The organism is Pseudotabrizicola sp. L79 (genome assembly GCF_036553525.1).
Lineage (GTDB): Bacteria > Pseudomonadota > Alphaproteobacteria > Rhodobacterales > Rhodobacteraceae > Pseudotabrizicola.
The window spans coordinates 64,828-91,603 of sequence record NZ_JAZHDA010000041.1 but is presented as its reverse complement, the minus strand read 5'-3'; the positions used below and the strand labels follow the sequence as shown (position 1 = coordinate 91,603).

The following is a 26,776-nucleotide window of genomic DNA, read 5'->3' as shown; positions in this document are numbered from 1 at the left end:
CTTTCCATGCGGCGTCAAAGCGATTAGGTGAAAGCAAAGCCAAGGTGCGAGGCCCCCATGTCTTTCTTCAAGAAACTCAAGGACCGGATGTTCAAGTCCTCCGACAAGATCGGATCAGGCCTTGATGCGCTGGTGGCCGAAGGCCAAGGCCCCGAAGCCGCCCCCCCGACGCCCGAGGACAGCACCCCGCCCGCATCCGCCGCGCCCTCGGTTGCACCCAAGCCCGCCCTGATGCCGCGCGCCCCGGCCATTGCGCCCGAAACCGGTCGCCGTGTGCTTGACGATGCGATGCTTGAAAACCTTGAAGAGCTGCTGATTCAGGCTGACATGGGGGTCGAAACCGCGCTGCGCGTCACCGCCAATATCGCCGAAACCCGCTTTGGCAAGAAAATCTCGACCCAAGAGCTGCGCCTTGCCCTTGCAGATGAGGTGGCGCGCATCATGACCCCGGTGGCCAAACCCATGCCGCTTTACCCGCAAAAACCACAGGTGGTTCTGGTGGTGGGCGTCAATGGCTCGGGCAAGACGACGACCATCGGCAAGCTGGCCAGCCAGTTCAAGGCCGCGGGCAAAAAGGTGGTCATCGCCGCGGGCGACACGTTCCGGGCGGCGGCGGTCGAACAGCTCAAGGTCTGGGGCGACCGCGCCGGCGTGCCGGTCCTGACCGCGCCCGAAGGCTCTGACCCGGCCAGCCTTGCCTTTGACGCGCTGACCCGTGCGCAGGCCGATGGCGCCGACCTGTTGATGATCGACACCGCAGGCCGCCTGCAAAACCGCGCCGATCTGATGGAGGAACTGGCCAAGATCATCCGCGTGATCCGCAAGAAAGACCCGACCGCCCCGCACAATACCCTTCTTGTGCTGGATGCAACCACCGGCCAGAACGCCGTGGCACAGGTCGAGATCTTCCGCAAACTGGCCGATGTCTCGGGCCTTGTGATGACCAAACTTGATGGCACCGCCAAGGGTGGCGTTCTGGTCGCGCTGGCCGACAAGTTCGGCCTGCCGATCCACGCCATCGGCGTGGGCGAGCAGATCGACGATCTGGCCCCCTTCGACCCCGATGATTTCGCCCGTGCGCTGGTCGGGCTCGACCGCTGACCCTCTTCATCTGTTTCCAAATATCCTGGGGGTCCGGGGGCAAAGCCCCCGGTCGCCGGTTCCGAAAGACCCACCGTGTCAGATTGGCTGATCTCTCTCGAAGGCACTGCGGCGGGCAAGGATGTGGCCCTTGCCCTGGCGCTTTTGGCGGCTTTTCTGCATGCTCTGTTCGGGGCACTGCAAAAGGGGCGGCATGACCCCTGGATCAGCCGCGCCGCCATCGACGCAAGCTATGGCCTGATCGCCGCGCCCTTCGCCCTTTTCGTCGTGCCCTGGCCCGAGCCGCATATGTGGCTGATCTTCCTTGGCGCCTTTGTCATCCATGCCATCTACAAGGTGTTGCAGGCGATGACCTATACACGCGGCGCCTATTCGGTGGTCTATCCGGTGGTGCGCGGCACGGGCCCGCTTTTTGCCGTGCTGGCGGCGGGGGTGGTGTTTGGCGAAACCTATAATGGCTGGCAATGGTTCGGCCTTGGCCTGCTGGTTGCAGCCATCCTGGGTCTTGCGGCCTGGAACCTGCGCAAGGTGACCGAGGGGCGCGACCAGATGATCCCGGCCTTGGGCTTTGCCGTGGCCACCGGCGCGCTGGTGGCGGCCTATACCACCTATGATGCCTGGGGCATCCGCGCAACGGCAGATCCCTTTACCTTTCTTGCGTGGTTTTTCATGATCGACGGCATCTTCATCCCGCTGGTCACGGCCCGCCGCTGGATGCGCCTGCCTGGGGGCGAAATCCTGCCGCTGCTGAAACGGGGTGTGCTTGGCGCGTTTGTCGCCTATTTCTCATTTGGCTCGATCATGCTGGCCACCCGGCTGGACAAGGTGGGCGAAGCGGCGGTGCTGCGCGAAACGTCGACCGTCTTTGCCGCCTTGATCGCCTGGCTGGTTCTGGGCGACAAGGTCGGGCCGGTGCGCACGGCGCTGATGGCGCTGATCGCCCTGGGGGCGGTCATCATGGAATTTGCAGGATAGGCAGCAGGGATATGGCAGAAAAGCAGATCAACGGCATCCTGAAACAGGTGTTGGAATTGGGCCCCACCATCGCCTTTTTCCTGATCTACCTGCGCATCAAGGAAGACAGCTTTACCATCGCGGGCACCGAATATTCGGGCTTCATCGTCTCGGCGCTGGTGTTCATTCCGATCCTGCTGGTGGCGATGGCGGTGCTGTGGCGGCTGACCGGGCAGCTAAGCCGGATGCAGGTCTTTACGGCCTTCATGGTCATTTTCTTCGGGGGCCTGACCGCCTGGTTCAATGATGAGCGGTTCTTCAAGATGAAAACCACCATCGTTTATGGCTGCATGGCCGGGCTGTTGGGCATTGGCCTTGCCCGCGGGCAAAGCTGGCTGCAATTCGTGATGGCCGAGTTGTTGCCCATGCGCCCCGAAGGCTGGATGATCCTGACCAAGCGGCTGATGGGCATGTTCGTGGCGCTGGCGGTGGCCAATGAATTCATCTGGCGCACCATGTCCACCGACACTTGGGTCAAGCTTGAAACCTTTGCCATGCCCGCAGCCTTGGTGCTGTTTCTTTGGGTGCAGATCTTTGCCCTGCAATCCTATCTGATCGACCCTGCGGCCGACCCTGACGCCGCCGCCAAAGCCAAGGATGCCCCCGGCGACGACGCCAAGGGCTGATCGCAACGGCGCGCCCCCCCCCGCCGGGGGGGAAATGCATTCGATCCGCCCAGATCCGGCCCCGTTTGCGCCCAATTCCCGGGTTAGTCCTTGCCCACCCACCCCAACCGGGGCAAGGCAGGAGGCCCAGCACATGTCAGATTTCCAGCGCCGCACGCTTGTGCCGCGTTTCGATGCCAACCAATTGTTGCCGGGCATCATGGCCTTGGGCGTTTATCCCCTGTTGCTGGCGCTGACCGAAGATGCCTCTGCCTCTTTCGTCACGGCGTTCTTTCTGGGGCTGTGGGTGTTTCTGGCACGCTATGCCGAATGGGCGGCACGCTATTGGTGCAAGCGGTTTTCGGTGCGCACGGCCAGTGTTCTTGCCGTCTGTGCCGCCTTGGGGCCTGCATCGCTGATCATGCTGGCCGACCGCCCCGATTGGTGCCTGCGGCTGTTTTCGGTCTTTGCTGCCGTGGCCAGCCTTGCGCTGCTGAACGATCTGCGCGACGGCGACCACAGCTATCTGCGCTTTCGCCTGCCCAATGTGGCGCTGCGCCCGGCCTATCCCGAACTGGCCCGCGCCTTGCTGATCTGGAACATCGCCTTGGTGCTGTTCAACGAAGGCATGATCGCCTTGCTAGAGATCTGGGGCCTGATGGTCTGGTATGCCGTGCTGCCGCTGATCATTCACGCGGTCGAGGCGGCGGTGATCCTGTCGATCCTGCATCGCCACCGGCAGGCCGCCTGACCACCGCCCGCAATGGCACGCCGCCACCGCGCAAACCATTGACCGTTGCGGCGCAAAGGCGTATGCCGCGCCCCGTGGTGCTTTGTGCCGGATTGCGGGCCACGTTAAATAACCCGCTAAAAGGGTCTTGGGTCGAAACCCCGAAGCCTGACCGGTTTCGGGGTTTTTCCTTGGCCAAAGGGGGCAAGCGATGTCACAAGATTGGAAAACGCGCACAAAACTGGTGCATGAAGGGCTGCGTCGCAGCCAATATGGCGAAATGGCCGAGGCCATTTTCCTGACCCAAGGGTTCGTTTATCCCACTGCCGAGGCCGCCGAGGCACGGTTCATCAAGGCGGGCGAGGATGAGTTCATCTATGCCCGCTATGGCAACCCCACCACCCGGATGTTCGAAGACCGCATCGCCGCGCTGGAAGGCACCGAAGATGCCTTTGCCACGGCCTCGGGCATGGCGGCCGTGAATGGCGCGCTGACCTCGATGCTGCGGGCGGGCGATCATGTGGTGTCGTCGCGCGCCCTGTTCGGCTCGTGCCTTTACATCCTCGAAGAGGTGCTGACCCGCTATGGCGTGCGCGTCACCTTTGTCGATGGCGACGATCTGGATCAATGGCGGGCGGCGGTGACACCGGGCACCAAGGCCGTGTTCTTCGAGTCGATGTCGAACCCCACGCTGCAACTGGTCGATATCCGGTCGGTGGCCGAAATCGCCCATGCCGTCGGCGCGCTGGTCGTGGTTGATAACGTCTTTGCCACGCCCATCTTTTCGCGCGCGGTCGAGCAGGGGGCCGATGTCATCGTCTATTCCACCACCAAACATATCGACGGTCAGGGCCGCGCGCTGGGCGGCGTGATCTGCGGCACCCGCGACTTTATCCGCAAGGTGGCCGAACCCTATATGAAACACACCGGCGGCAGCATGTCGCCGTTCACCGCCTGGATGCATCTGAACGGCATGGCCACGCTGGATCTGCGCTGCCGCGCCATGGCCGACAGCGCCGCCCGCGTTGCAACCGCCTTGCAAGGCCATGCGAAACTGGCCCGCGTCATCTATCCCGGCCTTGCCAGCCATCCCCAGCATGATCTGGCCATGGCGCAGATGGGGTCGGGTGGCACCTTGGTGGCCTTTGACATCGCGGCGGGCAAAGAGGCCGCGTTCCGTTTCATGAACGCGCTGCACATCGCCAGCATCTCGAACAATCTGGGCGATGCAAAAACCATTGCCACCCATCCGGCCACCACCACGCATCAACGCCTGCCGCAAGACCAGAAAGACAGCCTTGGCATCACGCCGGGCCTGATCCGCCTGTCGGTCGGGCTGGAGGATGCGGGCGACCTGATCGCCGATCTGATGCAGGCGCTGGATCAGGCCTGATCCTGTCCCTCTGCGGGGCGCGGGCGCGGGCCAAAAACCGCGTTCGCCCGCCGTGCCGGGTCGCTTGTGCGATCACAGCCGTCGGATTGCGGCTTGTGCCCGGAAAATCAGTGCCTAGATTGATCCGGCACGCGCCATGCCGCGTATACCTGCTGACATTGAAGGACAGGGCCCACCCTGCCGGAACCGAAAGGATAGCCGATGAACATCCACACGCCCGAGCTTGACCGCAAACCCTCAAGGGAAGAGGCGGAACAGGCACTTGCCCTGCTGCGGCAATGGGCGGGAAAATCCTCGGATGACGAGATCGCCACACTTGATTCCTCGGTGGCCTATCTGATTCCGGGGCAGGGCTATCCGGCCCTGTCGCGCGACTATCCGCAGGATTTCGTCGTGACCGAGGGCTATAAAGACAGCCTGCCCGATCTGCAAAACGGCCCCTCCAGCCTGATCGTGGGGGCCAAGCAAGTGATCCAGCATGTCGGGATCTCGAACTTCCGCCTGCCGATCCGCTATCACACCCGCGACAACGGCCCCGTCACGCTGGAAACCAGTGTCACCGGCACCGTCAGCCTTGAGGCGGAAAAGAAGGGCATCAACATGAGCCGCATCATGCGGTCGTTCTATGCCCATTCCGAAAAGGAGTTTTCCTTTGGCGTGATCGAACATGCGCTGGAAGATTACCTGCGCGATCTGGGCAGCTTTGACGCCCGCATCCAGATGCGCTTTTCCTTCCCGGTCAAGGTCAACTCGCTGCGGTCGGGCCTGTCGGGCTGGCAATATTACGACATCGCGCTGGAACTGGTCGATGTGGCCGGCGTGCGCACCAAGATCATGCATCTTGATTTCGTCTATTCCTCGACCTGCCCGTGCTCGCTTGAACTGTCGGAACATGCGCGCATGACGCGCGGCCAACTGGCCACGCCGCATTCGCAACGCTCGGTCGCGCGGATTTCGGCGGTGGTCAAACCCGGCAAGCGGATGTGGTTCGAAGACATGATCGAACTGGCCCGCGACGCTGTGCCCACCGAAACGCAAGTGATGGTCAAGCGCGAGGATGAGCAGGCCTTTGCCGAGTTGAACGCCGCCAACCCGATCTTTGTCGAAGATGCCGCCCGCAGCTTTTGCGCCAGCCTGAAAGGCGATCCGCGCGTCGGCGATTTCCGCATCGTTGCCAGCCATCAGGAAAGCCTGCACAGCCATGATGCCGTCAGCGTGCTGACCGAAGGCCCGACCTTTGCGCAGACCAGCCTTGACCCGCGCCTGTTCCAGACCTTGTTCCACATCGGCTAACCGTCATCCGGTCATTCTGCCAAACGCCGTCCCCGCGCGGGGGCGGCGTTTCCTTTTGCCACGGGCGCGCCCTTTTTTGCGGCGGTCCCGTGGCTTGGCAACACAAAGCGCAGGCCAGAACTTTGCGGGATATTGACAAGGATCGGGCAAAGGCAGACAGATCGCCGCACCATGGTGGACATCCGCCCCATTGCCTATCTGATCGGCCGGATGCTGATCGTGCTGGCCATCTTGATGCTGGCCCCGGCGATCATTGATCATCGCGCCGGTTTGGAAAATGGCGCCGACTTTCTGGAAAGTGCGATCTTTACGGGCGGTATCGGCGGGCTGATCGCATTGGCCACGCGCAACGGGTTGCGGCGGGGGCTGGATATCCGGCAGGCCTATCTGCTGACCGCCGCCATCTGGCTGGGCCTGCCCCTGTTTGCCGCCTTGCCCTTCATGCTGGGTGCGCCGGGGCTGAACTTTACCGATGCGTATTTTGAGGCCGTTTCCGGCATCACCACCACCGGATCAACCGTGATCGTGGGCCTTGACCACCTGCCCGAGGGGATGAACCTGTGGCGCGGGATGCTGAACTGGATCGGCGGTCTGGGGATTGCCTTCATCGCCATGATCTTTCTGCCGATCATGCGCGTGGGGGGGATGCAGTTTTTCAAGACCGAAGGCTTTGATACCTTTGGCAAGGCCCTGCCGCGCGCCACCGATATCGCGCGGGCGCTGCTGATGATCTATGCCGGGCTGACCGTCATTTGCATTCTGACCTATGTCGCCTTGGGGATGTCGGTGCTGGATGCCATCGTGATGGGGGCGGCCACCATTGCCACCGGGGGGTTTGCGCCCAGTGATCTGTCGTTCAGCAAATATCCCGGTGCGGCCGAATATGCCGGGGCGCTGTTCATGCTGTTGGGCAGCCTTCCCTATATCCGCTATGTGCAACTGGTGACCGGGCGATCCTGGGGCATCTTGCGCGACCCGCAGGTGCGGGCCATCGTGCTGTGGCTGGCGGTTGCGGTGGCGATGACCACGCTGTGGCGGGTGGCGACGTCTGAACAACTGTTCGAATCCGTCTTGCGCGAAACCGTGTTCAACCTGACCTCGATCCTGACCGGAACCGGGTTCTTTTCCGGCTCTTTCGGCGGCTGGGGCAGTTTTGCGCTGTCGGTGGCCTTCATGCTGGGGCTGATCGGGGGATGTTCGGGGTCATCCTCGGGGGCGCTGTCGGTGTTTCGGGTGCAACTGGCGGCGGGCGCATTGGCGGCACAATTGGCCGAGATCACCCACCCCGACCGCGTGGTGCCGCTGCGGTATGCGGGCCTGCCGGTGGGTCAGGATACGATCAGCGCGATGATGCTTTACGTCACCGGCTATATCCTGACCATCGGTGTGCTGTCAGTCGCCATGACGCTGGTCGGGGTGGATATCGAGTCGGCCCTGTTCGGCGTCTGGACCTCGATCGGCAATATCGGCTACGGCTTTGGCCCCATGGTGGCCGAAACGGGCACCTTTCGGGATTTTCCCGATCTGGCGAAATGGATCATGACCTTGGCGATGCTGTTGGGCCGGTTGGGGCTGCTGGCGGTGTTCGTGCTGGTTCTGCCCCGGTTCTGGCGGCGCTGACGTTACCTGCGCGCCACGCGGGCCGGGCCGGGCGGGGCAGGGCGGGGCCGGGCGATTGACAGCGCCGCCGCTTCGGCCCAACTGTGCCCCTATGATTGATCTGCGCCCCATCGCCTATGTCATCGGATTGCTGATTGCCGCCTTGGGGGTGTTCATGCTGTTTCCCATGGCGCTGGATATGGCCAATGGCGATCCGCATTGGCGGGCGTTTTTCCGGGCCTCGGTGATCAGCCTTGTGGCGGGCGGGGCCATGGCCCTTGCCACGGCCAATGCCACCGGCGGCACCATGACCTTGCAGCAGATCTTCATCCTGACCACGGGCGTCTGGATCGCCATGCCGGCCTTCGGGGCGCTGCCGCTGATCATCGGCGCACCGGGCCTGTCGCTGACCGATGCGCTGTTTGAAAGCGTCTCGGGCATGACCACCACAGGCACCACGGTGATCGAGGGCATCGACGCCCTGCCCAAGGGCACCAATCTGTGGCGCGGCATCCTGCAATGGCTGGGCGGCCTTGGGATCGTCATCGTCGCCATGCTGTTCTTGCCGGTGATGAAGGTGGGCGGGATGCAATATTTCCGGTCCGAAGGCTTTGACACGCTGGGCAAGGTGCTGCCGCGCGCCATCGACATCTCCTCGGCGCTGATCCAGGTCTATATCTGGCTGACCGTCGCCTGTGCCGTCACCTATTTCGCCCTTGGCATGTCGGGGTTTGAGGCCGTGGTCCACGCGCTGACCACCGTGTCCACGGGGGGCTTTTCCACCAGCGACCGCAGCTTTGGCCTGTTTCAGGGGCCTGCGGAATATGCCGCCGTGGTCTTCATGCTGCTGGGCAGCCTGCCGTTCATCCGGTTCATCCAACTGGCCCAAGGCTCGTTGCGGCCACTGCTGGTGGATGCGCAGGTGCGGGCCTATCTGCGCTGGAACCTCTATGCTGTGATTGCCATCGTTGTGTATGAGTTGATGACCCATGGCATGGCGGTCGAACCCCTGCTGCGCGAAACTGCCTTCAACGTGGTGTCCACCTTCTCGGGCACCGGCTTTTCCTCGGTCGATCTGTCGGTCTGGGGGCCGTTTCCCTTTGTCATCCTGATTGCGGTCGGCCTGATCGGCGGCTGCACCTCCTCGACCGGCTGTTCGGTCAAGGTGTTCCGCTATCTGATCCTGTTCGAGGCCATCCGCGTGCAGATCCGCCGCCTGCATGATCCCTCCTCGGTCAACCGGCTGCGCTATTCGGGCGGGGCGGTGGCGCAGGATGTGGTCGATTCCGTCATCGTGTTCTTCACCCTGTTCATCCTGACCTTCGGCCTGTTGGCCGTGGCCCTTGGCCTTGCCGGGCTGGAATTCAAGACCGCCGTCACCGCCTCATGGACATCGGTGGCCAATGTCGGCCCGGTCTTTGGCCCCGAGGTCGGGCCAACAGGCGCGGTCCACGGCTTTCCCGAAAGCGCCAAATGGCTGATGATGGCGGGGATGCTGGTCGGGCGGCTTGAACTGATGTCGGTCTATGTGCTGTTCATGCGCCGGTTCTGGCGGGCCTGATCGGGGCAACCCCGCGCCGAAACGAAAACAGCCGCCCACGGGGGCGGCTGTTTCACTTGGGCAAGGAAGGTTTCACTCCCAGCAGCCGACCAGCACGGTCATGCCCATGGCCTTGCGCGTCAGGTCTTCGGGGGCCAGCGCCCCGGCCATCGCAGCTTCTGCCGGTGCCAGACCGTTGGCCGCCATCAGATCGGCAATCCCGGCCGCCGAGACGGCGAATTCCACCCCCTCGGGCAACACCCGGCTGCCCCCGGTGGCGCGCGGCAGCAACATGCCCAGCACAGCCCCCGTGCCATCGATCACCGGCCCACCGGCATCGCCGGGCAGGGTGGCAATGCCAAGGCGCTTCAGCCCCGGCTCGCCATCCAGGCCCTGCACATCTTCCAGCGTGCCATAGGTCAGCACCGGGGCGGGCAGCGTGTCTTCGTAGGCATAGCCCGCCACGGCCACTTCGGCCCCGATCCGGTCAGGCGCAATCTGCAAGGCCCCCACCGCAGGCGGCGCCAGTGCCGCCTCGGGTGCCAGCAGCGCCACACCGCTGGCGGCATCGGCCACAATCACCTTGGCGTCGGTCAGCCCGTCCAGCGTGATGCGCCCGCATTGCGCCACGGCCTCAACCGTGGTTGCCACCCGGCCCGTGCCATCGACGTAAAAGCCTGACCGGCTTTGCTTGGGCCGCCGCAATTCCAGCCCGGCAAGCAGACCCTTGCGCGCCGCATCGCTCATGGCCACCATGCCGGGGTCCAGGGCGCGGTTGCCCACCGGGCGGAACGTGGCCTTCATCTGCGTCAGCACCCGGTTGGCCCGGTCGGCATCGGCGGGGTTCCACACCAGAATATAGCCTTTCACCAACCCCTGAGACAGTTCGGCAAAGGCATAGCTTGCCACCGTTTCATTCGCGGCGTTGATCTCGAAAGACCGCTCGCGGCGCGCCCGTTCCCCCTGCATCGGCACGATGGTCAGGGTTTGCAGAATGTCATACAGGCCATACAGCGCCGATTGATCGCCGGGCTGCGAGATCAGAATGACCGTCATCCCCGACCCGTTCAGCGCGTTGAAATGCACGAAGGGCGGTTCGTAATGGTCAAATCCGACCAACCCCAGCGGCAGTTCGATCTCGATCCCGGCTTCGGCTTCGGTCACAACCTCAAAGCCATATTCCGCCAGATCGGCCCGCCAGTTGCCCAGCAGCATGTCGCGCTGACGGCTGGTCAGCACACCGGTCGGCTCCAACCCCATGGCGCTTTGCCACTCGGCCATCGACCGCCGCGTGCCTGCCCCAAAGGCCCCGTCAATTGCCGCCGCATAAAAGCCGTTCCATTGCAGCGCGCGCTGCAACTCCATCTGCTCCTCCCGCGTCAGGGCCGCTTCCGACTGACGCGCTTCGGCAAGGCTTTCTTCGGGTTCAGCCACAGGCTCTGGCACAGGCTCTGCAACTGGCTCGGCCGCAGGTTCGGGGGCGACCTCAGCGGCCGCTTCTGCCGCAGGCGCGGTGACGGGGTCTGTGGCAGCTTCGGCAGGCGGGGCCGCATCGGTGGCCCCGACCGGCCAGAACTGATCACGAAAGTTTGTGCCATCACTGACAAAGCTGTCGCGCGGAATAAGACCCTCGGCCCGCAACTGCCGCCGCGTGGCTTCGGCGGTGTCAGGATCAAAGGGGCCAATCGCGATCCCATACCAGCGTGACCCCAGTTGATAGCCCACCACATCAGACAGCACCGCCGCATAGGCGCTGGCGCGCTCTTGCGCTTCGGCCAGTGACGGCTGGGCCTCAACCTGCACCCACGCCCGGTCTTGCGCCGCCGCCGCCCCGATCCAGACGGCCGCTGCCATCACCCAGGCTGCCACCCCGGCAGCAATTCTTGCAAACATCATGCCCCACTCACTTCAAAAAATTAACGCGGCCACCCTAAGGGCAGCTTTGCGCCAAGGGTAGGGGCATTCTTGCCCCTTTCCCACACCGCAGCCACCGCATCGCATTGACCGTTGCCCGCCTCTTGCCTATTACGCAGCAGCATTTCAAGGCTTGGCTGCTGGTGGCCGGGCCAAAGGGGGACTCGCCATGTCCGACGCCATCTCGCGCCCACGGTCGTTTCAGGAAATCATCCTGCGGCTTCAGAGCTATTGGGCCACCAAGGGCTGCGCCGTTTTGCAACCCTATGACATGGAAGTGGGGGCCGGCACCTTCCACCCCGCCACCACGCTGCGCAGCCTTGGCACCAAGCCCTGGGCCGCCGCCTATGTGCAACCCTCGCGCCGCCCCACCGATGGCCGCTATGGCGAAAACCCGAACCGGTTGCAGCATTACTATCAGTATCAGGTCATCATCAAACCCTCGCCCCCCGATCTACAAGATCTCTACCTTGGCAGCCTCGCCGCCATCGGCCTTGACCCCGCCCTGCACGACATCCGCTTTGTCGAGGATGATTGGGAAAGCCCGACCCTTGGCGCCTGGGGCCTGGGGTGGGAGGTCTGGTGCGACGGCATGGAAGTCAGCCAGTTCACCTATTTCCAACAGGTCGGCGGCCACGACTGCCGCCCCGTCTCGGGCGAGTTGACCTATGGGCTTGAACGCCTTGCCATGTATGTGCTGGGCGTCGATCACGTCATGGACATGCCCTTCAACGACCCGGCCAGCCCGATCCCGCTGACCTATGGCGACATCTTCCGCCAGACCGAGGAAGAATATTCCCGCCACAACTTTGACGGCGCCACCACCGAGATGCTGTTCCAGCACTTCAAGGATGCCGAGGCCGAATGTGAACGCCTGCTTGCGGTTCCCGCCAATGATCCGAAAACCGGCAAACACATCATCATGGCCCACCCGGCCTATGACCAGACGATCAAGGCCAGCCACATCTTCAACCTGCTTGACGCGCGCGGCGTGATTTCAGTCACCGAACGTCAGGCCTATATCGGCCGCGTCCGGGCCTTGGCCAAGAAATGCGCCGATGCCTTCCGGCAAACCACAGCCGGGGCAGATGCAGCATGACCGGCAAGTTCGCAGCGGGGTTCATCGTGATTTCGGCACTGATCGCAGGCATCGCCATCTATTACCTTCAGGTTTACGCCTTTTACCGAGAGGTGGCCTTCACCCCCGGTCAGGAAATCACCCTGACCCCGATCGAATCCGGCCAGCCCGAACCGATCCTGGCCGAAAACATCACCGGCATTGATGCCGACAGCTCGCCCCTGCGTTTTCGCGCCTGCTTTACCACGCCGCTGACCCAAGGCATGCTGTCCGAAACCTACCGCGCCTATGACGGGGCCGAACCCCTGATCGCCCCTTCGTGGTTCGACTGCTTTGATGCCGTCGAAATCGGCACGGCGCTAGAGCGTGGAGAGGCTTTGGCCTTTCTCTCGCAAGAAAACATCCACACCGATGTCGATCGCGTCGTCGCTGTCTTTCCCGATGGCCGCGCCTTCGCCTGGACGCAACTGAACCCCGCCGCCAAGGATAAATGACATGCCCGATCTTCTGATCGAACTCTTTTCCGAGGAAATCCCGGCGCGCATGCAGGCCCGCGCCCGCGAAGACCTGAAAAAGCTGGTCACCGATGGCCTTGTGACCGCAGGGCTGACCTATGCCTCTGCCGGTGCCTTTTCGACCCCGCGCCGCCTGACCCTGACGATCGAGGGGCTGACCGCCGAATCCAAACCCACCCGAGAAGAGCGCAAAGGCCCCGCCACCACCGCGCCGCAACAGGCCATCGACGGCTTTCTGCGCGCCACCGGCCTGACCCTCGACCAATTGGAACGCCGCGCCGAGAAAAAGGGCGAGGCCTATTTTGCCATCCTGCAAAAGCCGGGCCGCCCGGCTGCCGAGATCATCGCCGAAACACTCGACGCGACGATCCGCAATTTCCCTTGGCCCAAATCCATGCGCTGGGGCAGCGGGTCTTTGCGGTGGGTGCGCCCGCTGCATTCCATCCTGTGCCTGTTGTCCGACGAAGCCGGCAGCACCATCGTGCCCCTGACGGTCGATCACATCACGGCGGGCAACACCACATCGGGCCACCGCTTCTTGTCGCCGGGCCGCTTTGCCGTTCATAATTTCGACGATTACGCCGCCAAACTGAAACGCGCCCATGTCATCCTTGACAGCGCTGAACGCGAGCAGGCCATCTGGCAAACCGCCCAGAACCTTGCCTTTGCCGCCGGGATGCAGGTGGTCGAAGACCGCGCCCTGTTGACCGAGGTGGCGGGCCTTGTCGAATGGCCGGTGCCGCTGATGGGGCGCATTGCCGATCAGTTCCTCGACCTGCCGCCCGAGGTGCTGCAAACCTCGATGCGCGAACATCAAAAGTTCTTCTCGGTGAAAAACCCGAAAACGGGCCGGATCGAAGGCTTTGTGACCGTCGCCAATACCGAAACCAATGACCACGGCGCAACCATCCTCAAGGGCAATCAAAAGGTGCTGACCGCGCGCCTGTCGGATGCCAAATTCTTCTGGGAAAATGACCTGCGCGTGGCCAAGGCGGGGATGGATGACTGGCGCGATGGCCTGAAATCCGTCACCTTCCACAACAAACTGGGGTCGCAGGCCGACCGCATCGCCCGCATCGCGGCCCTTGCGCGTGACATCGCGCCGATGGTCGGGGCCGATCCGGCTCAGGCCGAACGCGCCGCAACACTGGCAAAACTCGACCTGCGCTCGGCCATGGTTGGCGAATTCCCTGAACTTCAGGGCCTGATGGGCATGTATTATGCCCGCGCGGCGGGCGAACCCGACGCCATCGCCAACGCCGCCCGCGACCACTATTCCCCCCTTGGCCCCACCGATGATGTGCCCACCGATCCTGTCTCGGTCGCCGTGGCGCTGGCCGACAAACTCGACACGCTGACCGGCTTCTGGGCCATCGACGAAAAGCCCACGGGCAGCAAAGACCCCTTCGCCCTCCGCCGCGCCGCTTTGGGCGTGATCCGGTTGGTGTTGGGGAATGGGGTGCGTGGATCGCTCGAGGAACTGTCAGTGAACGCTCAGTTTTGCCTCGAAGATTCCTTGCGTTCTTTCAGAGATGCCGACCCTGAAAGCGCGCTGTCGCTTCGGAAAAGCTATGCCGAAAATTCCGGTGTTGATGAAAACGAACTGCGAAAACTAGAATTTGCGAATTTCGATTGGCCGAAGTTCTACGAGTCCTTGAAGGCGAAAAAGTGGGCGAAAGGTGATTTCGTCGAATATCAACTTGCCGCCGACCTCCTCTCCTTCTTCCACGACCGCCTCAAGGTCTTCCTGAAAGACGAAGGCATCCGCCATGACGTGATCGACGCTTGCTTGGCTATGCCCGGCAGCGACGATCTCACACTGCTCGTCAACCGCGCCCGCGCCCTGAATGCCACCCTTGCCACCGAAGACGGCGCAAACCTTGTCGCGGGCTTCAAGCGGGCCAACAACATCCTGACGCAGGCCGAACAGAAAGACGGTGTCGAATATTCCTTCGGCGCTGATCCGAAATTCGCCGAAACCGATGAGGAACGCGCCCTCTTTTCCGCCCTCGACAGTGCCGAGTCCAAAATCGCCCCGGCGATGCAGGCCGAGGATTTCAGCGCCGCGATGCAGGCCATGGCCGCCCTGCGCGCGCCCATCGACGCCTTCTTCACCGCTGTCCAGATCAACACGGAAAATGAAATCATCCGCCGCAACCGGCTGAACCTTCTGCACCGCATCCGCACCATCTGCCTGTCGGTGGCCGATCTGACCAAACTCGAAGGCTGATCTTCTGCCAGTTCTGACGGTGCGAACGGGGGGCCATTGGCCCCCCTTTTGCGTCTTGGGGGGCGGCGCCGGCCCCGGCGCGCTGTGACCACAGATGCACTACAGATGCACCACGCAAAAACCACAGGAAAACCACGCTTGTCATGGGGCGTTTTTGGCGTAAGGTCGGGGCGTGAAAAGGAATGCCGCAGTGCAGAAACTTATGCCGATCGAGGACTTCACCGAAGTCACCCAGACCGCGAAAATAGACCGTCAGGCCCATGGCTGGCGGGCTAAATGCCTGCAACGCCTGATCCGGCTTGATCTGCCCGTGCCGAAAACCGTGGCCATTCCGGCGGCCACCGTCCGGGCCATCGCGGCAGGCCATCCCATTGATTGCAAAGCGATTTTGTCGTATTTTGGCGATGATGCGCTGGTCTCTGTCCGCCCCAGCCCCGCCAATCCCGATTGGGGCGGCCCGGCCACGATCCTGAATGTCGGCCATAACAAGGCCCGCCACGACGCCCTTGTCAAACGCCACGGCGCCCAAGCCGCCAACGCCATCTCGCTGCGGTTCATCCAAAGCTACGCCACCCACGTCGCCCGCCTCGACCCCGACATGTTCGAAGCCAAAGACCCATCCCCCGACGCCATCCGCGACGCGCTTCGGGTCTATGCTCTTGAAATGGATGAGGAATTTCCAGAAGATCCGGCCCGCCAACTGGCCGATGTGCTGCGCTCGATGGCCCGCGCATGGGAAGGAACGACCGCCCGCCTGCTGCGTCAGGCCAAGGGCGCACCGCTTGAGGCGCCCTTGGGGCTGGTGGTTCAGGCCATGGCCCAGGGGATGGGGCAGGGGATTTCCGGCTCGGGCGTGATGCAATTCGTCGATCCCGTCACCGGCCAACCCCAGATCACCGGTCGCTATCTGGGCCAGGGCCAGGGCCGCGACGCGCTGAAAACCGCCAAGGCGCTTTACCTCACCCGCGACCCGCGCGGCTCCTCTCTCGAAGATATCGCGCCCGAGATTTTTGCAACCCTGATCCGCCATGGCGCGGCCTGTCGCGCCAAGTTGCGCGAAGAGATGCAGATCGAATTTACCATAGAAGACGGGCACTTGGCGGTTCTTGATGCCGTGCGGGTGCAACGCTCGGCCCGGGCCAGCCTGCGGATTGCCGTGGCCTTGGCCAGTGATGGCGTGATCTCTGCCGAAGAGGCCGTGCTGCGGGTAGAGCCGCGGGCCTTGTCGGAAATGCTGCATTCGCAGGTCGATCCGCGCGGCCCGCGCGACGTGGTGGCGCGCGGCATTGCCGCCAGCCCAGGGGCCGCAACGGGCCGCATCGTGTTTTCCTCGGCTGCCGCGCAGGCCAGTGCCTCTCGGGGAGAGGCCTGTATTCTGGTGCGCCGCGAAACCGCGCCCGAAGACATTCGCGGCATGCATTCCGCCGCGGCCGTGCTGACCGAACGCGGCGGCATGACCAGCCACGCCGCCGTCATCGCCCGCGGCCTTGGCCTGCCGTGCGTCGTGGGGGCAAATTTGCGGCTTGATCCGCGGGACAAGCGCATCCATGCCGAGGGCCGCAGCTTTGGTGAGGGCGATCTGATCACCATCGACGGCACCACCGGGCAAGTGCTGGCGGGTGCCGCCGAGATGCTGGCCCCGGCCTTGGATGAACATTTTCAAACACTTCTGGGATGGGCCGATCAGTTTCGCGACATTGGCATCCGCGCCAATGCCGATACGCCCGCCGATGCGGCCACGGCCCGCAAATTTGCTGCCCAAGGCATCGGCCTGTGCCGCACCGAACATATGTTTTTCGAAGAAGATCGCCTTGTGGTGATGCGCGAGATGATCTTTGCCGATGTTTCGGAAGATAGGGCCGCGGCCTTGGCGCGGCTGTTGCCGATGCAGCGTGCTGATTTTGTTCAGCTTTTTGAAATCATGGCGGGCTTGCCTGTTTGCATCCGTCTGTTTGATCCGCCCTTGCACGAATTCTTGCCGCATGATCGCGAAGGCATGCGCGAACTGGCCGAGGCGCTGGACAAGCCGCTGTCTGAGGTGACGCGGCGGGTCGAGGCTTTGGCCGAATTCAACCCGATGCTGGGTATGCGGGGGGTGCGTCTTGGGGTCGTCCTGCCCGAGATTTATGACATGCAGGCGCAGGCGATTTTTGAGGCCACCGTCGAGGTGGCCCGCCGGGGCGCGGCTGTGGTGCCCGAGGTGATGATCCCGCTGGTCAGCGCCAAGCGTGAAGTCGAACTGGTCAAGGCCCGCATCGACGCCGTGGCGGCCAACGTCAAGATCAAGGCAGGGCGCGAGTTTGACTACAAACTGGGTGTGATGGTGGAAACCCCGCGCGCCGCCTTGCGGGCCGGGGAAATCGCGCAGCATGCGGCCTTTTTGTCTTTCGGCACAAACGACCTGACCCAGATGACCTATGGCCTGTCGCGCGACGACGCGGGGCGGTTCATGAACATCTATGTGCAGCAGGGCGTGTTCCCCGAAGATCCATTTCACATTCTTGATGTGGAAGGGGTGGGAGAGTTGTTGCTGATCGGGGCGGAACGCGGGCGCAAGACACGCCCTGATCTGACCCTGTCGATCTGCGGCGAACATGGCGGCAACCCCGAATCAATCGAGTTTTGCAGGCGTGCTGGCTTTGATTATGTGTCTTGCTCGCCCTATCGCGTGCCCCTGGCCCGACTCGCCGCCGCACATCTGGCGCTGAACGACCGTAGTATGCAGGCCCAGACGGGCCACAAAATCCTGTAGTCGGGGCGGTTTTTAGACCATTTGGCCAAATGTGATCGGCGGAAATCTGCCGACATTTTGACGAATCTGACATGTCTTTCGGCGTTTCGTGGACGAAAGGGCTGCTTTCGCCTACGTCCTGCGATCGTTGCGCTGATCACGGGCTTGTGAGTCTGGGTCGCGCGGCATGGCAACAAGACGGAACACTAGACAATGCGCTTGCGACAAATCTGGGCTCTGGCTGCCTGTGCAGCTTTGGCCACGGGTGGAGCGGCCTTCGCCGACGTGACGGTGAGCCAGTCCAACAGCCCTGCACTGGATATTGCAGAACAGGTCGCCCTTTTGATGGGGGCCGAACAAGAAACGCTCGGGGCGGTTTCCGCCTCCAAACTCGCGGCTTTGGCCCAAGGGCCGAAGACGATCAAAAAAGCAGGCAAGGCCGAGACGCCAACTGTTCTGCGCTATGACGACGGTTTTCTGGCGCAGCTGCCGGCGCCCAAAGGCGATGCCGAATGGCAATGCCTGCAATCTGCGCTGTATCACGAAGCCCGCGGCGAAACGCTGAAGGGGCAATTTGCAGTGGCCGAAGTGATCCTGAACCGGGTCGATAGCCCGAAATACCCCAAGTCGGTCTGTGGCGTGGTGAATCAGGGCAGCAGCAAAGGCTGCCAGTTCTCGTTCGTCTGCGACGGTATCAAGGATGTGATGCGTGAAAAGGCCGCCGCAGATCGCGCGGGCCGGATCGCACGGCTGATGCTGGATGGCGCACCGCGCGCCCTGACCGAAGGGGCCACCCATTTCCACACCCGCGCCGTGCGGCCGGGTTGGGCGCATCGCTTTCCTCGCACGGCGCAGATCGGCGCGCATCTGTTTTATCGCCAACCCTAGGGCGATGCGTCGTCCCCCTTGCAGGGGGCGTCGGCTTCGGGCATTCCCAAACCGGGGGCGGGCGTTAGTCTGCCCCCGATTTCATCTTACCGGTCCGCCACCGGTCCGGGGAGGGCCAGATGACCACCGACACCCGACTTGCCTTTGCCCATCCCGAAGAACGCTCGATCGCTTCGGCCAGTGCCGACCCGCGCGACCGCATTTCCTTGCGCGATCACGTTGTCGAGGTTGAGATTGGGGCCTTTCAAAAGGAACGTGGCCACAAGCAGCGGGTGATGTTCAATGTGGTGGTCGAGGTGCAGCCGGTCACGCAACCGCTGAACGATGATGTTGACCGCATCCTGTCGTATGACCGCATCACCGAGGCGATCGCCACGGAACTGGCCGCCGAACGGCTGAACCTGCTGGAAACGCTGGCCGAACGGCTGGCCGAGCGGATCCTGGCCGAGCCGCAGGCCATGCGGGTGTTCGTGCGGATCGAAAAGCTGGATATCGGGCCCTATAAGCTGGGGGTCGAAATCGTGCGCAGCCGGGCCGAGGCGGCGCTGCGGGTGATGGGCAGCGATGGCGAAGAATCGGCCGTGCACCCTTTGGTCGTGCATTTTGACAATGCCACCATTGCCCAGCCCGATCTGTCGGCCCGCATTGATGCGCTGGTGGGGCGGGGGGCACCGGTGATCTTTACCGTGGGCCTGCCCGAATTTGATCGCCCCGTTACCGGCCACAGGCCGACGCAGCGCCGGATCGATCTGCTGGCCATCGAACAAAACGCCTGGTCTTTGGCGGCGCGGGATGCGCGATGCGTCGTGGTGGCCACCCGCACCGAGATTGACTGGGCGATCAAACGCGGTCGGTCGGTGGTTTGGGCGCCGTCCAAAATGGTGCTGGATGCGGTTGATGGCCCGAAATCGGCCGATCCGGTGGCGCTTGCGCTGTGGTTGGCCGAGGGGATGGCCGCCAGTGGCATAGTCGTTCACGGCAATGTTGCAGTGCCGGCAGGAAGTCGCGTTCCTGTCGAGCGCGCCTGATGCCGGCCTTGCCAAGGTCGGCCTTTGCCGCCTAATCCATGCCCATGGATTATATACGCCCGATCCCGATCATTGATGCCGCCGCCCCGGATGGGGCCTTGCCGCTTGCTGGCGGTTGGTGCCGTTTTTCGCATGTCGAACTGCTGCGCCGTGACGGCGCGCCGCAGGTTCTGCCCGTCGCGTCCTTGTCTGCGGCTCAGCTTGCCCCGCTGACAGCACCGCGCCCCGATTTTGCCGGGCTGGGGATGATGCGCCCCCGGATCATGGGCATTCTGAACGTCACGCCCGACAGTTTCTCTGACGGCGGCCTGTTTCTAAAGCCCGAGGCGGCGATGATGGCGGCGCGCGATATGGCGGCGGCGGCTGATCTGCTGGATGTGGGCGGCGAAAGCACCCGGCCGGGCGCGGCCGAAGTTGAGGTCGCCGAAGAGATCGCGCGCACCGCCCCGGTGATCGCGGCCATGCGCGCTGCGGGCATCGCCCCGCCGATTTCTATCGACACCCGCAAGGCCGAGGTGGCGCGCCGCGCCCTGCAGGCTGGGGCGGCGGTTGTGAATGATGTCACGGCGCTGCGGTTTGACCCTGAGATGGCCTCGGTCGTGGCGCAATCTGGTGCGCCGGTTATTCTGATGCATTCCATCGCCACGCCGCAAACCATGCAGAACGACCCGCGCTATGACGATGTGGTGCTGGATGTCTATGATGCCCTTGCCGCCCGCGTGGCCGAGGCCGAGGCCGCAGGCATCCCGCGTGATCGCATCGCGATTGATCCCGGCATCGGCTTTGGCAAGACGCTGGAGCATAATCTGGCCCTGCTGGCGCGGCTGTCTTTGTTTCATGGGCTCGGCCTGCCAATCTTGCTGGGGGCCAGCCGCAAACGCTTTATCGGCACTCTGTCTGGTGCCGAGGAGGCGCAGCGGCGGATGCCCGGCTCTGTGGCTGTGGCCCTTGCCGGGGTGGCGCAGGGGGCGCAGATGATCCGGGTGCATGATGTTTCTGAAACGCGGCAGGCCTTGTCGCTTTGGCTGGCCGCAACACAGGGAAAACCAGAATGACACGCAAGTTTTTTGGCACCGATGGCGTGCGGGGCCGGGCCAACACCTATCCGATGACGGCCGAAATGGCGCTGCGTCTGGGGGCAGCGGCGGGGCGGTATTTCCGCCGTGATGGCACCGCGGCGCATCGTGTGGTGATTGGCAAGGATACGCGCCTGTCGGGCTATATGCTGGAAAACGCCCTGACGGCGGGGTTGACCAGCACCGGGATGAACGTGCTGCTGCTTGGCCCGGTGCCCACCCCGGCGGTGGGGTTCCTCACGCGCTCGATGCGGGCCGATCTGGGTGTGATGATCAGCGCCAGCCACAACCCCAGCGAAGATAATGGCATCAAGTTCTTTGGCCCTGATGGCTTTAAGCTGTCGGATGAGGCCGAGATCGAGATCGAGCGCATCGTTGCGGGCGACATCCAGTTGGCGCAGGCCGAGAACATCGGCCGGGCCAAGCGGATCGAAGACGGTCGCGGGCGGTATCAGGAATTCGTCAAGACCACCTTTCCCGCTGGCTTGCGGCTGGATGGGCTGAAAGTGGTGATCGACTGTGCCAATGGTGCGGCCTATCGCGCGGCACCCGAGGTGCTGTGGGAATTGGGCGCGACCGTGGTTCCGATTGGGGTTACCCCAAACGGCACCAACATCAACGACCGCTGCGGCAGCACCTATACGCAGACCGCGGCCGAAGCGGTGGTGGCGCATGGGGCGGATGTGGGCATCTGTCTGGATGGCGATGCCGACCGGGTGATGATCCTGGATCAGACCGGCAAGGTGGCGGATGGCGATCAGATCATGGCGATGCTGGCCACCCGCTGGGCAGAAGAGGGCAAGCTGCGGGGCGGCGCCCTTGTTGCAACAGTGATGTCGAACCTTGGGTTAGAGCGGCACCTGACGGGTCTTGGCCTGCGGCTGGAGCGGACCTCGGTCGGCGATCGCTATGTGGTCGAGCGGATGCGGGCCGGGGGCTTTAATCTGGGAGGAGAGCAGTCGGGCCATATCGTGATGACCGATTACGCGACGACCGGGGATGGCCTAATTGCGGGCCTGCAATTTCTGGCCGAGATGGCGCGGACGGGCAAGAGTGCCAGCAGCTTGATCCATCAGTTCGAGACGGTGCCGCAGATGCTGAAGAATGTCCGCTTTGCCGAGGGCGCGCGGCCCCTGGAGGTGGACAGCGTCAAGGCGGTGATCGAGGCGAGTGCCGAGCGGATCAAGGGCAAGGGGCGGATTCTGATCCGCAAGTCGGGGACCGAGCCGTTGATCCGGGTGATGGCGGAATGTGAGGATGAGGGGATGCTTCGATCGGTGGTCGATGAGATCGTCGGCGCGGTTGAGGCGGCCGTGTAAGGCAGGGGTGTCTCTGGCAGAGACACCTTTTCACCGCTGCAATATCAATACCTTAGCAGCGCATTTTTACGCTTTTTTACCGCGTTGTGGCCAGCGGGTCTGGCTGATGATCAGCCCGACAAAGATCAGCATCAGGGCGGCGAAGAAGGTTTCGGGCAGCGATTCATTCAAGACCAGCGCGCCGAAGGCCAGCGACCAAAGCGGCACCTGATAGTTTGTCAGGGTCATGAAGCCCGAACCTGCACTGCGAATGACCGTCACGCGCAACAGCGCGGCCAGGGCGGTGGGCACCAGACCCAGAAACACGATTGCGATGCCCGGCAAAGGGCCTGCCCAATGGGGCGTGCCTTCGACCAGCAGCATGGCCGGAACCAGAACGGCGGCCCCGACCAGCAAGGTGGCCGCGGCAAGGCCGATCGGATCAACCGGTGGGCAACGGCGGGTCAGGATCGAGGCAATTGCATAAGACAGGGCGGCGCCAAGGCAGGCCAGTTGCGGCAGGATACCGCCACCGCTGCCAAGGGCCTGCGGCCCCAGCAAGACCAGCACCCCGACAAACCCAAGGCCAAAGCCAAGGGCCTTGCGCGGTGACAAGGGCTCGTCGGAAAACAGATGTGCGAGGGGCAACACGAACAGCGGGACCGAGGCCATCGACAGACCGGCAAAGGCCGAGGGCAGGCTTTGCTGGCCCCAGCTCAGCAGAAAGAACGGCAGAGCGGTGGACAACAGCCCGATGGGCACGGCACTGCGCCAGACAGCGGCCGAGCGGGGAAGCCGCCGCCCGGTCAGTCGCACCAGCCCCAGCACCGCCAAGGCCCCCAAAGTGGTGCGCGCCGTTGCCACGGTGACGGGGCCATAGCCGCGCAGGGCCAGACTGATCACCATGAAGGTGCCGCCCCAGATCAGGCCAAGGGCAAGGATGGACAGCCAATCGGTGCGGGTGGGTTGGGGCATGGCGTGGCTATAGCGCCCGCTGCGGCGCAGGGCCAGTGGGCAAATCGGGCCAGGGGCCCCAGCCGTGCGGAACCGCTGCGGCGGTGGGGCGTTAGGGGGGCAATGCCACGCCCCCGATGCGCCGCCGCCCCGTGCTTGGGTCGGCATCGCGGGGGATGATCAGGAAAGGAAACCAGATGACCGGAGCCATTGTGCCGTTCTTGTCGATGCTGACGCTGCTTGGGGTTGCCCTCTTTGCGCTGGTCAGCAAGGCGCGGGTCGAGGAACGCCGCCACGACCCCAACCCCCCGAAATCAACGCTTGCCAAAGACGGGCCACAGGGGGGCGTCGCCTTTTTGCTGCCCTTGGCCGAGCGGCAGGCCTGGCTGCGGCGCAATCGGCCTGTGCACTGACAGGCATGACGCAAAAAGCCGGGGTTGCCCCCGGCTTTTCAAGGTGATTGCAGATGGCCTTAGTTGCGGGCCTTGTCTACCATCTTGCCTTTCGAGATCCACGGCATCATGGCGCGCAGCTTTTCACCGACCTGTTCGATCTGGTGTTCGTCATTGATGCGGCGGGTGGCCTTGAAGAAGGGCTGGCCGACGGCGTTTTCCTGCATGAAGTCACGCACGAACTTGCCGGTCTGGATATCGGTCAGCACGGCTTTCATGCGGGCCTTGGTTTCATCATAGGGCAGGATGCGCGGGCCCGAGACATATTCGCCATATTCGGCGGTGTTCGAGATCGAATAGTTCATGTTGGCAATGCCGCCTTCGTAGATCAGATCTACGATCAGCTTCACTTCGTGCAGGCATTCGAAATAGGCCATTTCCGGCTCGTAACCTGCTTCGACCAGGGTTTCAAAGCCCATGCGGATCAGTTCGACCAGACCACCGCAGAGAACGGCTTGTTCGCCGAACAGGTCGGTTTCGCATTCCTGACGGAAGTTGGTTTCGATGATGCCCGAACGGCCGCCACCGATGGCCGAGCAATAGCTGAGGCCGATTTCCATGGCTTTGCCGGTGGCATCCTGATGCACGGCCACCAGGCAGGGCACGCCGCCGCCTTTGGTGTATTCGCCGCGCACGGTGTGGCCGGGGCCTTTGGGGGCCATCATGATGACATCGACGCCGGGCTTCGGCTCGATCAGGCCGAAATGCACGTTCAGGCCGTGGGCAAAGGCAATGGCCGAGCCTTCGCGCAGGTTGTCATGGACATATTTCTTGTAGGTTTCGGCCTGAAGTTCGTCAGGCATGGTGAACATGATCACGTCACACCAGGCGGCGGCTTCGGCGATGCCCATGACTTTCAGGCCTTCGCCTTCGGCTTTCTTGGCCGAGGGGCTGCCTTCGCGCAGGGCGACGACAAGGTTCTTGGCGCCCGAATCGCGCAGGTTCAGCGCATGGGCATGGCCCTGGCTGCCATAGCCGAGGATGGCAACTTTCTTGTCCTTGATCAGGTTGATGTCGCAGTCACGATCATAATAGACGCGCATGGCGGTCCCTTTCCTTATTGATGGCGTGACAATAGGGGGATTGGGCCGTTATCCGCTGCAATGTTTGACGGGTATGCATATTTCTGCAAAAGATCATTCGCGAATAATGGATTTGGCGAAATAATCATGCAACTGGATGAGGCAGACCGGCGTATTCTTCGGCATTATCTGGCCGAGCCGGGGCTGGACCGGGCCAAGCTGGCCGAGCGGGCGGGGGTGACCCCGGCGACGCTGTGGCGGCGGTTGGAGAGGTTGCGCGAGGCAGGGGTGATCCGGGCCGAAAGTGCGGTGATCGACTGGCGGGCCCTGGGCTATGCGGTCGAGGTGTCGCTGCGCTTTACGCTGGACAAGACCAACCCGCGGGCCTTTGACGAATTCATTGTGGCCGCGCGCGACGTGCCCGAGGTGGTGGCGATCGAAACCTTTCTGGGCCGGGTGGATGTGCGGTTGAATGTGATGGCGCGCGATATGGCGCATTATCAAGAGGTGTATCGGCGCCGGATTCTGACCCTGCCCCATATTGCCGAGGTCGAGGCCTTGATGCTGATCGCGACGATCAAGGAAGCCGAGGGGCTGCCGATATGATGGACCTGGACGATACCGACCGCGCGATTCTGCGCCTGTTGTCGGGCGATGCCACGCTGTCGGCGGGGGAAATCGGGCGGCGGCTGGGGGTGTCGCAGCCTGCGGCATGGCGGCGCATCCGGCGCTTGGAAGAGGCGGGGGTGCTGGCGGGGCAGCGGGTGGATGTGGACCGCGCGGCGCTGGGCTTTGGGGTGACGGTGTTTCTGGGGGTCAAGCTGGCGACCAAGGGGCGGGTGAGCCTGGAAGATTTCGAACGCGCGGTGCAGGCCATCCCCGAAGTGCAGGTGGTGCAGCATGTGTTGGGGCTGTTCGATTACCGGCTGCGGGTGGTGGCGCGCGACATCTCGGATTTTGAGAGGGTGCTGCGGCGGCGGATCATGACGCTGCCGGGGGTGGGCAACGTCGAGGCCAATGTGCTGTTGACAGAAGAGCGCCGTCCCGGCCCCTTGGGGTGACGGCCTGCCCGAGGCGGGTTTGCGCAGAGGAAAGGTTTGCCTTTGCAGGCTTTTCGGGCATGTTGCAGCAAAGAGGAGTATGCAGCATGGCAGGAATGCACGCCCATATCGACCCCGATGGGTTGGAAGAATTCTCGGTGGTGTTCACCGACCGGTCGCTGAACCATATGTCGGCCAGGTTTCAACAGGTGATGCGCGATGTGTCGGGCCTGTTGAAAGAGGTCTATCACGGCAGTGCGGTGGCGCTGGTTCCCGGCGGTGGCACCTATGCGATGGAGGCCGTGGCGCGCCAGTTCGGGCAGGGACGGGTGCTGATTGTGCGCAATGGCTGGTTCAGCTTTCGCTGGACGCAGATTTTTGACGCGGGCGGTTTTGCCAAGGAACAGACCGTGGTGATGGCGCGCCAGACCGGGAACGAGGCGCGTGCGCCCTATGCCCCGCCGCCGATTGACGAGGTGGTGGCCAAGATCCGCGAGGTGAAGCCCGAGGCGGTGTTTGCCCCGCATGTCGAGACGAGTGCCGGGATCATTCTGCCTGATGACTATATCAAGGCCATGGCCGATGCCGCGCATGAGGTGGGGGCGCTGATGGTGCTGGATTGCATCGCCAGCGGCTGCATCTGGGTGGATATGGCGGCGACGGGCGTGGATGTGCTGGTCAGTGCGCCGCAAAAGGGCTGGTCGGCCTCGCCCTCGGCGGGGGTGGTGATGCTGTCGCCCGCAGCCGAAGCGCGGCTGGACGACACCACGTCGAACAGCTTTGCCATTGATCTGAAGAAATGGCGCGCGATCATGGCGGCCTATGAGGGCGGGGGCCATGCCTATCATGCCACCATGCCGACCGATGCCATCGTGGGCTTTCGCGATGCGATGGTGGAAACGAAAGAGATGGGCTTTGAGGCAGCCAAGGCGGCGCAATGGGCGCTGGGCCGGGCTGTGCGTGAGCTGATGGCGCGCAAGGGCGTGGCCTCGGTCGCGGCCGAGGGCTTTGGCGCGCCGGGGGTTGTGGTCTGCTATACCGACGATCCGGCCCTTCAGACCGGGGCCAAGTTCCGCGAGCAGGGGTTGCAGATAGCCGCCGGCGTGCCGTTGCAGGTGGGCGAAGGCCCGGCCTTCAAGACCTTTCGCATCGGCCTGTTCGGTCTGGACAAGCTGAAAGACGTGCCGGGCACAGTGGCGCGGCTGGAACGGGCGGCCGAGGCGGTGCTGTAGCACCGCCAAAATCCTGCACAGGATTTTGTCAAATTTCTTGCAA

At 63.3% G+C, this 26,776-nt stretch carries 23 protein-coding genes and 1 riboswitch; of the genes, 20 read left to right on the top strand and 3 right to left on the bottom strand.

Features of this window, described 5'->3' with window-relative positions:
* The first annotated feature begins 57 nt into the window (after positions 1-57).
* The 8 genes from ftsY (at position 58) to V3C85_RS03095 (ending at position 9,296) form a co-directional block, all read left to right on the top strand.
* Positions 58-1,101 carry a signal recognition particle-docking protein FtsY gene (ftsY, locus tag V3C85_RS03130; RefSeq protein ID WP_331793626.1) on the top strand — a complete coding sequence of 348 codons (1,044 nt, stop codon included), beginning with the start codon at positions 58-60 and terminating at the stop codon, positions 1,099-1,101.
* A gap of 75 nt (positions 1,102-1,176) precedes the next feature.
* Positions 1,177-2,076 (top strand): DMT family transporter, encoded by a 900-nt coding sequence (locus V3C85_RS03125; protein WP_331793625.1) that lies wholly within the window; start codon positions 1,177-1,179, stop codon positions 2,074-2,076.
* Positions 2,077-2,087: 11 nt separating this feature from the next.
* A complete protein-coding gene (locus tag V3C85_RS03120) occupies positions 2,088-2,741 on the top strand; it encodes an inner membrane-spanning protein YciB (protein ID WP_331793624.1) in 654 nt (217 codons plus the stop codon).
* A 133-nt stretch (positions 2,742-2,874) separates the two neighbouring features.
* Positions 2,875-3,471, top strand: coding sequence for a hypothetical protein (locus tag V3C85_RS03115; protein WP_331793623.1), 597 nt, complete (start codon positions 2,875-2,877; stop codon positions 3,469-3,471).
* Positions 3,472-3,535: 64 nt separating this feature from the next.
* Positions 3,536-3,612, top strand: a riboswitch (SAM riboswitch).
* A 49-nt stretch (positions 3,613-3,661) separates the two neighbouring features.
* Positions 3,662-4,843, top strand: a complete 1,182-nt coding sequence (metZ, locus tag V3C85_RS03110) for an O-succinylhomoserine sulfhydrylase (RefSeq protein ID WP_331793622.1) — start codon at positions 3,662-3,664, stop codon at positions 4,841-4,843.
* Positions 4,844-5,044: 201 nt separating this feature from the next.
* On the top strand, positions 5,045-6,136 hold the full coding sequence (gene folE2, locus V3C85_RS03105; RefSeq protein ID WP_331793621.1) for a GTP cyclohydrolase FolE2: 1,092 nt from the start codon (positions 5,045-5,047) through the stop codon (positions 6,134-6,136).
* A 171-nt stretch (positions 6,137-6,307) separates the two neighbouring features.
* Positions 6,308-7,756: a TrkH family potassium uptake protein gene (locus V3C85_RS03100; RefSeq protein ID WP_331793620.1), complete on the top strand. Its 1,449-nt coding sequence runs from the start codon at positions 6,308-6,310 to the stop codon at positions 7,754-7,756.
* Between the two features lie 91 nt (positions 7,757-7,847).
* Entirely contained in the window at positions 7,848-9,296 is a 1,449-nt protein-coding gene (locus V3C85_RS03095; RefSeq protein WP_331793619.1) for a TrkH family potassium uptake protein, read from the top strand.
* 72 nt (positions 9,297-9,368) lie between these two features.
* Here the strand turns inward: V3C85_RS03095 and V3C85_RS03090 are convergent, their stop codons facing one another.
* Positions 9,369-11,171, bottom strand: coding sequence for a serine protease (locus V3C85_RS03090; RefSeq protein ID WP_331793618.1), 1,803 nt, complete (start codon positions 11,169-11,171; stop codon positions 9,369-9,371).
* A gap of 187 nt (positions 11,172-11,358) precedes the next feature.
* Here V3C85_RS03090 and V3C85_RS03085 point away from each other — a divergent pair, with 187 nt between their 5' ends.
* The 8 genes from V3C85_RS03085 (at position 11,359) to glmM (ending at position 22,054) form a co-directional block, all read left to right on the top strand.
* Positions 11,359-12,288 (top strand): glycine--tRNA ligase subunit alpha, encoded by a 930-nt coding sequence (locus tag V3C85_RS03085; protein WP_331793617.1) that lies wholly within the window; start codon positions 11,359-11,361, stop codon positions 12,286-12,288.
* Positions 12,285-12,761, top strand: a complete 477-nt coding sequence (locus tag V3C85_RS03080; RefSeq protein WP_331793616.1) for a DUF6446 family protein — start codon at positions 12,285-12,287, stop codon at positions 12,759-12,761. Before V3C85_RS03085 ends, V3C85_RS03080 begins: the two co-directional genes overlap by 4 nt.
* Before the next feature lies 1 nt (position 12,762).
* The gene (gene glyS, locus V3C85_RS03075) at positions 12,763-15,012 is read left to right on the top strand and encodes a glycine--tRNA ligase subunit beta (RefSeq protein ID WP_331793615.1); all 2,250 of its coding nucleotides are present in this window, start codon (positions 12,763-12,765) and stop codon (positions 15,010-15,012) included.
* Positions 15,013-15,202: 190 nt separating this feature from the next.
* A complete protein-coding gene (locus tag V3C85_RS03070) occupies positions 15,203-17,764 on the top strand; it encodes a putative PEP-binding protein (protein ID WP_331793614.1) in 2,562 nt (853 codons plus the stop codon).
* A 192-nt stretch (positions 17,765-17,956) separates the two neighbouring features.
* Positions 17,957-18,631: a cell wall hydrolase gene (locus V3C85_RS03065; RefSeq protein WP_331793613.1), complete on the top strand. Its 675-nt coding sequence runs from the start codon at positions 17,957-17,959 to the stop codon at positions 18,629-18,631.
* Between the two features lie 119 nt (positions 18,632-18,750).
* A complete protein-coding gene (locus V3C85_RS03060) occupies positions 18,751-19,659 on the top strand; it encodes a dihydroneopterin aldolase (RefSeq protein ID WP_331793612.1) in 909 nt (302 codons plus the stop codon).
* Positions 19,660-19,703: 44 nt separating this feature from the next.
* Positions 19,704-20,714, top strand: a complete 1,011-nt coding sequence (gene folP / locus V3C85_RS03055; RefSeq protein ID WP_331793611.1) for a dihydropteroate synthase — start codon at positions 19,704-19,706, stop codon at positions 20,712-20,714.
* On the top strand, positions 20,711-22,054 hold the full coding sequence (gene glmM, locus V3C85_RS03050; protein WP_331793610.1) for a phosphoglucosamine mutase: 1,344 nt from the start codon (positions 20,711-20,713) through the stop codon (positions 22,052-22,054). Before folP ends, glmM begins: the two co-directional genes overlap by 4 nt.
* A 66-nt stretch (positions 22,055-22,120) precedes the next feature.
* On the opposite strand, the gene V3C85_RS03045 is transcribed toward glmM, so the two are convergent.
* On the bottom strand, positions 22,121-23,008 hold the full coding sequence (locus tag V3C85_RS03045) for a DMT family transporter (RefSeq protein WP_331793609.1): 888 nt from the start codon (positions 23,006-23,008) through the stop codon (positions 22,121-22,123).
* Positions 23,009-23,184: 176 nt separating this feature from the next.
* Between V3C85_RS03045 and V3C85_RS03040 the strand changes: the two genes are divergently transcribed.
* Positions 23,185-23,400: a hypothetical protein gene (locus V3C85_RS03040; RefSeq protein ID WP_331793608.1), complete on the top strand. Its 216-nt coding sequence runs from the start codon at positions 23,185-23,187 to the stop codon at positions 23,398-23,400.
* Between the two features lie 59 nt (positions 23,401-23,459).
* On the opposite strand, the gene ilvC is transcribed toward V3C85_RS03040, so the two are convergent.
* Positions 23,460-24,482, bottom strand: a complete 1,023-nt coding sequence (gene ilvC / locus V3C85_RS03035; RefSeq protein WP_331793607.1) for a ketol-acid reductoisomerase — start codon at positions 24,480-24,482, stop codon at positions 23,460-23,462.
* A 126-nt stretch (positions 24,483-24,608) separates the two neighbouring features.
* Between ilvC and V3C85_RS03030 the strand changes: the two genes are divergently transcribed.
* From V3C85_RS03030 to V3C85_RS03020, 3 genes are all read left to right on the top strand, one after another.
* Positions 24,609-25,067 (top strand): Lrp/AsnC family transcriptional regulator, encoded by a 459-nt coding sequence (locus tag V3C85_RS03030; RefSeq protein ID WP_331793606.1) that lies wholly within the window; start codon positions 24,609-24,611, stop codon positions 25,065-25,067.
* Positions 25,064-25,522: an Lrp/AsnC family transcriptional regulator gene (locus tag V3C85_RS03025; RefSeq protein WP_331793605.1), complete on the top strand. Its 459-nt coding sequence runs from the start codon at positions 25,064-25,066 to the stop codon at positions 25,520-25,522. Before V3C85_RS03030 ends, V3C85_RS03025 begins: the two co-directional genes overlap by 4 nt.
* A gap of 86 nt (positions 25,523-25,608) precedes the next feature.
* Positions 25,609-26,733 carry an aminotransferase class V-fold PLP-dependent enzyme gene (locus tag V3C85_RS03020; protein WP_331793604.1) on the top strand — a complete coding sequence of 375 codons (1,125 nt, stop codon included), beginning with the start codon at positions 25,609-25,611 and terminating at the stop codon, positions 26,731-26,733.
* The last annotated feature ends 43 nt before the right edge of the window (positions 26,734-26,776 follow it).